This is a genomic window from Candidatus Jordarchaeum sp. (assembly GCF_052745115.1).
This window is the reverse complement of the sequence record NZ_JBRAKS010000314.1, coordinates 1-4370: the sequence shown is the minus strand read 5'-3', so window position 1 is coordinate 4370 and position 4370 is coordinate 1. Positions and strand designations below refer to the sequence as shown.

5 protein-coding genes are annotated in these 4370 nt (G+C 42.9%); 4 read left to right on the top strand and 1 reads right to left on the bottom strand.

Annotated elements, in window-relative coordinates; translation table 11 throughout:
- The first annotated feature begins 519 nt into the window (after nucleotides 1–519).
- From ACUVXA_RS16825 to ACUVXA_RS16810, 4 genes are read left to right on the top strand one after another with little or no spacing between them, the layout of a single operon-like run.
- Nucleotides 520–1662 carry a thiolase family protein gene (locus ACUVXA_RS16825; protein ID WP_445872446.1) on the top strand — a complete coding sequence of 381 codons (1143 nt, stop codon included), beginning with the start codon at nucleotides 520–522 and terminating at the stop codon, nucleotides 1660–1662.
- Between the two features lie 19 nt (nucleotides 1663–1681).
- Nucleotides 1682–2842 carry a thiolase C-terminal domain-containing protein gene (locus ACUVXA_RS16820; RefSeq protein ID WP_445872445.1) on the top strand — a complete coding sequence of 387 codons (1161 nt, stop codon included), beginning with the start codon at nucleotides 1682–1684 and terminating at the stop codon, nucleotides 2840–2842.
- Nucleotides 2843–2857: 15 nt separating this feature from the next.
- On the top strand, nucleotides 2858–3343 hold the full coding sequence (locus ACUVXA_RS16815; RefSeq protein ID WP_445872444.1) for a Zn-ribbon domain-containing OB-fold protein: 486 nt from the start codon (nucleotides 2858–2860) through the stop codon (nucleotides 3341–3343).
- Between the two features lie 22 nt (nucleotides 3344–3365).
- The gene (locus tag ACUVXA_RS16810; protein ID WP_445872443.1) at nucleotides 3366–3806 is read left to right on the top strand and encodes a Zn-ribbon domain-containing OB-fold protein; all 441 of its coding nucleotides are present in this window, start codon (nucleotides 3366–3368) and stop codon (nucleotides 3804–3806) included.
- A gap of 116 nt (nucleotides 3807–3922) precedes the next feature.
- Here the strand turns inward: ACUVXA_RS16810 and ACUVXA_RS16805 are convergent.
- Nucleotides 3923–4370, bottom strand: a 448-nt coding sequence (locus ACUVXA_RS16805) for a hypothetical protein (RefSeq protein WP_445872442.1), incomplete at its 5' end; no start/stop codon positions are given.

Sequence of the window (4370 nt, the reverse complement as noted above, 5' to 3'; positions counted from 1 at the left end):
AAATAAAATTTTATTAAATTTTGGGAGATCCAATTTTAGTAACTGAACTGATAAAATAATTTAAGAAAATAAGTATGTAACTTATAAAATTAACAACAAATAGAAAATTTACCAATCAGCTCTCTAACACAAGTTTACAAGTTTGTCGATAGTTTTATAAACAAGATAAATCCAGAGGAACAAAATCCAGAACATCATAAGTATGAACCAAATATTTGCATCCACTTTTATAGTGATAGTAGATACAATGATTTCTCCAACTGAAGAATGAGTTGTGAAAACAGTGTTTCAATTTAAACCTGGATGCTGTCAGATATTCTTTGATTAATAATTGTACCATTTGGAGGACAAACTTCGGGCGGAAGTACAAAGCAAATCATACATTTAGGGAATGGTTCATACTATTCTGGATTTATCCCAATTGAAATGAAACCCTAGAGTTGTTTAATCAATTAGAAAGCATAGGGTTTCCATCAGTTTGAGAATTGAATCTTAAACCCTTTAATAGAGGTTCAAGATATGGAAAAAGAAGTAGCAATTGTGGGAGTAGCACAAACTAAGTATGAGGAAGAAAAGGTGGATCTCCCCTACTCCGAACTCGTTTTCGAAGTCGTTAAAAAACTACACAATGAACTAGGAATAACCAAAGACGACGTGGGAAGCATAATAACCGGCTCCAACGATTTCAATGATGGAAGAACCATCGCCAGCATGGCCATCCAGGACGCCTTAGGATCCATCGGAAAATCGGAATCCCGAGTTTCGGGAGACGGAGCCTTCGCCTATGTTTACGGAGCGATGAGAATACTCGAGGGAACATATGATACAGTAATGGTGGTCTCACACTGCAAGTGCTCCGAGTCAAACAATTACCTCGTAAACAATTCCATTTTTGAGCCCTACTACCAGAGATGGCTAGGACTAGACCAGGTCTCAGCCGCAGGACTAATGGCAAACATGTACTCACACAAGTATGGAATCACCCAGGAACAAGCAGCAAAAGTAACCGTCAAAAACCGTAAAAACGCCCTAAACAACCCCTTTGCACACTTACAAAAAGCAGTCACCGTTGACCAAGTCCTAAAATCCAAAATAATGGCCTACCCCCTCAAGGAACTGGATCTGCCACCGTTCTCAGACGGAGCAGTAGCAATGCTCCTAACAAAAAAAGAGAAAGCCAAAAAATTCACAGACACCCCAGTCTGGCTCAAAGGACACGGCAATTGCACCGACGCCTACTACCTCGGACACCGCAACATGACCGACCTCATCGGACTAGAAATAGCAGCACGAGAAGCCTACAAAATGGCTGGAATAAAAAACCCCATAAAAGAAATCGACGTAGCAGAAATCTTCGAAGCCTTCACCTACCACGAACTAATGAACTACGAAGCCCTAGGACTATGCGAAAAAGGCGAAGGAGGAAAACTCATCGACAGCGGACAAACAGAAATGAAAGGAACCCTCCCAGTAAACCCCTCGGGAGGTGTACTATCGAGCAACCCCTCTATGGCCAACGGACTAATCCGCGTAGCTGAAATCGCACTACAACTAATGGGCAAAGCTGAAAAACGACAGGTCAAGGACGCCAAAGTCGGACTAGCCACCGGAATGAACGGAATCTGCTCTCAAGGAAACTGCGTACTCATATTTGAAGCATGAAAAGGAGGATGAAAAAAATATGGCAAAACAAAAAGTAGCAATAGTAGCAACCGGCCAAACCAAACACAGAAGCCGAAGAAGAGACGTAAACATATCCGAAATGATTTACGAAGCAGTAAAAATGGCCCTAGACGAAGCCCAACTCACGCCCAAAGACATCGACGCCGTAGTAATCGGAAACATGGATCACTTCGAGGGAATAAACTTCTCCGAAATGTGGACCGGAATAGAATCCGCACCCGGATACCTCAAACCCGTAGTAAAAGTAGCAACCGGCGGAACCACCGGAACATCCCTAGCACTATACGGATACTACGCCGTCGCATCAGGAATGTACGACAAAGTCCTAGTAGCAGGATGGGAAAAAATAAACGAAGGAGGAGCTACAACCGGAATAGTAACGGCCTTCGACCCAAGATGGGAAAGACCCGCCCTAGCCGGAGCACTAGGACCACTAGCCATAATGGCCAGCATGTACATGTGGGAATATGGAATAACACCCGAACAAGCAGCAAAAGTAACCGTCAAAAACAGAAGAAACGGCGCTAACAACCCCTTCTCACACCTACAACAACCCAACATGACACTAGAAGAAGTAATGAACTCACCCGTAATATCGTGGCCCATGAGACTTCACGATTGTTGTCCTCAAAGTGAGGGTGCATGTGCGATTGTTTATGCGGGTGAGCGTGAGGCTAGGAAGATTACTGATAATTTGGCTTGGGTTAAGGGTGTGGACACTGGACATTACTACACTTTTGGTGGTGATGATATAATGCATAAGTATCCGGCGGCGAAGATTGCTTCTGAGAGGCTTTACAAGAAGGTTGGGATTAAGAATCCGGTGAAGGATTTGGACGTGGCTGAGGTTTATGAGCCTAGTAGTTGGGCGGAGCTTATGTGGACTGAGGCTTTGGGTTTCTGTGAGTATGGTCAGGGTGGTAAATTGTTGGATGAGGGTGTTACTGAGATGGGCGGTGAGCTTCCAGTGAATCCTTCGGGTGGTGTTATTTCAACGAATCCTATTGGTGCTACGGCGCTTATTCGAGTTGCGGAGGCTGCGATTCAGGTTAGAGGTCTGGGCGGTAAGCGACAGGTTCCGGATGCGGAGACTGCGTTGGCTCATGGCTTCGGTGGTAGTGTTTGGGCGGATATTATGATTGTGGGAAAGGAGCCTTGATTTGAGGTGATATTTATGAGTGAGAAGAAAGAAGAGCCTTTTAGTATTAATTGGTTGACGGATTTGCCTTACAGGTATTCTATGGGTCCCATTGCGTTAAAGTTTTTCAAGGAGCTTAAGGAGTCTGGTAAGTTGCTGGGGATTAAGTGTGAGAAGTGTGGGAAGGTGTTTTTCCCTCCTAGGGCTATCTGTGCGGACTGTATGGTGGAGATGACTGAAAATGATATGTTTGAGATGAGTGATGAGGGTTCGTTGGATGGTTTCACGGTGGTTAACTATCCTTTCGTGGATCCTAATACTGGTGAGACGCGCCCTTTTCCGTATGGTTATGGTGCGATTAAGTTGAAAGGTGCGGATACTTGGATGCTGCATTTTGTTGATGAGACGAATCCTGAGAAGGTTAAGCCTGGGATGCGGGTGAAGGCGGTGATTAAGCCTAAGGGTGAGCGTAAGGGTACTTTGGAGGATATTCCGTACTTTAGAGCGGTTGAGAAGAAGTGAGGATCTGCTGGAGGTTATTGTGATGAGTGAGGATAAGTATTTCCATGGAAGGATAAAGGTGCCTTATAGGCATGTTGCCGGTGCTTACGTTGGTAGGTTTATTCAGGAGATTGGTAACAATAAGAAGATTATGGGTGTCAAGTGTTCTAAGTGTGGTAAAGTGTATGTTCCTCCTAGGATGGTTTGCTTTGAGTGTTTTGAGAAGATGGATGACTGGGTTGAGGTTGGTAAGCAGGGTACGGTTAAGGGATTCACGGTGGTTAACTATTCGACTCCAGTTATGCCATTGAAGCCGCCATATGCCTATGGAATAATCGAGTTGGATGGTTCGAATACTGGTTTGGTGCACATTATTAAGGAGGGCGACCCGAAGAAGCTGGAGATTGGTATGCGAGTTGAGGCTGTTTTCAAGAGTGATCCTGAAGGAAACATTCTGGACATCGAGTATTTCAAGCCGGTGTGATATCTTTCCCTCTTTTTTTATTTTTTAGCTCTTGATTTTTCCTAAATTTTAGGTATTGCTTTTTTCGTCCATGTACAGATACATTCTTGTTTTTACCGTGTATTCTTTAATTTTTTTCAAGTGATTGTTTTCCATACGAATCTTTGAATCTTGAGAATTAACAATAGTATTAATAATAAAATGAAGATAAAGTAGAACAGATTGTATGGAAGAATATCTGCTAGAATGAATGTGTATGTGATAAGAATTGGATAAAACAAGAGGTATCCTATTATCAGGGTGTAGACAGCGAGTTTCTCTTTTTTGGTTCCGTTTTTGAATATGTCTTTTATTCTTTTTTTGGCCTCTCCATAGGTTTTGTAGCGGTCTGACGGTGGTAGCTTCCATGTTCTGATAGTGAATAGTAAGTCTCTAAATTTAGCCTCTTTTGAGAACCTGAAGAGGATAAAGATGTACGGGTCTAGTATTAGTAATGGGAGTACTAGGGTAAAAATTAGCGTAAATAATGTTGTTTCGGTTGTTGTGTTTATTTTGAATAGTATGATTTGGTTGTAGGCGGGGAGG

What these genes read in the sequence shown, in the direction of transcription:
- ACUVXA_RS16825 (WP_445872446.1), top strand. Translation starts at nt 520, where the DNA reads ATGGAAAAAGAAGTAGCAATTGTGGGAGTAGCACAAACTAAGTATGAG.
- ACUVXA_RS16820 (WP_445872445.1), top strand. Translation starts at nt 1,682, where the DNA reads ATGGCAAAACAAAAAGTAGCAATAGTAGCAACCGGCCAAACCAAACAC.
- ACUVXA_RS16815 (WP_445872444.1), top strand. Translation starts at nt 2,858, where the DNA reads ATGAGTGAGAAGAAAGAAGAGCCTTTTAGTATTAATTGGTTGACGGAT.
- ACUVXA_RS16810 (WP_445872443.1), top strand. Translation starts at nt 3,366, where the DNA reads ATGAGTGAGGATAAGTATTTCCATGGAAGGATAAAGGTGCCTTATAGG.